General features: G+C 34.9%; 3 protein-coding genes. All 3 read right to left on the bottom strand.

Annotation, left to right across the window (positions count from 1 at the left end; translation table 11 throughout):
• Positions 1-20: 20 nt before the first annotated feature.
• A complete protein-coding gene (locus G5B00_RS17805) occupies positions 21-572 on the bottom strand; it encodes a hypothetical protein (protein WP_163878817.1) in 552 nt (183 codons plus the stop codon).
• A 25-nt stretch (positions 573-597) separates the two neighbouring features.
• A complete protein-coding gene (locus tag G5B00_RS17800; protein WP_163878814.1) occupies positions 598-1143 on the bottom strand; it encodes a hypothetical protein in 546 nt (181 codons plus the stop codon).
• A gap of 19 nt (positions 1144-1162) precedes the next feature.
• On the bottom strand, positions 1163-1865 hold a 703-nt coding region (locus G5B00_RS17795), incomplete at its 5' end, for a hypothetical protein (protein ID WP_163878812.1).

Below are 1865 nucleotides of genomic sequence, written 5' to 3'. Positions count from 1 at the left end.
TAATAGTTTTTATCAATAAACTACTCAATTCTCAGGTTATTGATGATTCTCCGCATGTTATCGATCTTCACTTCATCCGAAGAATTACTGATGTATGTTATCCATAGTACTATACCTATCTTCTTATTTATATAGGAAATATAATTTGTATTGCCCAACTTATAGTCTTTGGTAAAAAAAATAGCCGACCTAAAACCAGAACCTTCTATATATTCTATATATCGATCTGTACCTTCATATAGCGGAGTAAACATTTCGATAGCTGTTTTAACATCTTTATCCCAGTTTTCAATTGCACCTTCGTAGAGCCGCGAGGTAATCATAATAATATCATCGCTTCCCCTTAGTTTATAAGGTCTGTTGTATTCATTGGATCTTAATTTGATATCTGATTTAAACTTGCTTTTTGGCTGTTTGAATTTTTCTGTTTGGTAGGCTTTAATGTCGGGAATAGAAGTAGGATCAATCTCTTCTAAAAGATTAGAACTCAGGTTGACCTGGCTAAGCTTTTTCTGTCCAAAACAACCGGATATCGAAAAAAGCAGACAAATTAAGACAATTGTATTTTTCATGATGAATTATTACTGTCTCTGGAAACTACTCAATTTTAATATCTTTAATGATCTTTCGCATGTTTTCGATCCTAACATCGTCTGGAGAATGGGTGATATAGGTAATAAATAAAGCTATCTCCTTAGCCTTACTTCTATATAAGGCATAATTGTTTTTGCCACGATAGTTTCCCTTAGTAAAAAATGATACCGCTTCAAAGTCCTTACCATTGATGTTCTCGACATATCTTTCCATTTGTCCGTCTGTGGAAGCATACATCTCGATAGATATTCGTACTTTTTTATCCCAATTATTCAATTCGTCTTCACGGGTAATGGACATTATCTGCACCAAATCCTCGCTTTCTTTTACACGGTATACCTTAACTCTTTCATTAGAAATTAGTTGCAGGGACACCGGAAAACCTGCCGTCTTTTGCCTTTTATTCAAAGAGGTTTGGATATCCGCAAGAGAAGACCGGTCTATCTCTTTCAACAACTCAGATTTCAAATTAACTTGGGTAAGCATTTTTTGTCCAAAACAATATGATCCCAAAAACACTAAACAAATGATTATTAATATATTTTTCATGATTTTAATATTTAAAAAACTAAGGACTACATGGATTGTTGGACACGACTGTATCACTGGAGTTTAATTTCAGTTCCACATTGCTGTCACTGGAATTAACTCCCTGTCGAGTGAGGTTGATGGCATTTCCGTACATTTTCAGCAAAGCATATTCACCTGCTTCTTCATCTGAAGAATTATAATTTGTCTTGTAAGTATAAGCATGGTTTAAATATGTAGTATTTGCAGTGCTATTATCAAAACCTGCCTGAAACGTTTTATATAGTGCAGCATCCTTGATAGTTATAGTGTAAACATATGAACTGGTAACAATAATAGCACTAAAATTTTTGGTATAAAAATCGACTTCGCCCGTACTAATGTTAGGCATAGATTGCATCTGATCTAGGTCAACACCAGCCATAGCATCCGAAGGGCTAGGAGCTGATCCTGCCGGATGGTTGTGCATATGCCCAATTGTATATCCTCCGTTAGTATTAGAATCCCAAGTGAAATTTGTAGCCCAATTTGAGCTTGATCCATTCACTACACCATTACCAACATAAAATGTATTATAATCAGAATTATCAAGAACATAAAACTTATACCCTGTTTCAGACGAACTATTCTTAATGACATTTATTTCAGACGAAACTGACACTTTATTTTTAAGCGCATTTGCTTTAGTAACGCCATCACAGGGATTATTTTCTTTGTTTTGAGTCTCCTCCGGCTCTCCCGGT

Origin of the sequence: Parapedobacter sp. SGR-10 (assembly GCF_011030405.1) — a bacterium.
Lineage (GTDB): Bacteria > Bacteroidota > Bacteroidia > Sphingobacteriales > Sphingobacteriaceae > Sphingobacterium.
This window is presented reverse-complemented; position numbering and strand designations above follow the sequence as displayed.

Bases quoted from the DNA above. Each gene is read 5' to 3' on its own strand.
- G5B00_RS17805 (WP_163878817.1), bottom strand. From the start codon at position 572: ATGAAAAATACAATTGTCTTAATTTGTCTGCTTTTTTCGATATCCGGT.
- G5B00_RS17800 (WP_163878814.1), bottom strand. From the start codon at position 1,143: ATGAAAAATATATTAATAATCATTTGTTTAGTGTTTTTGGGATCATAT.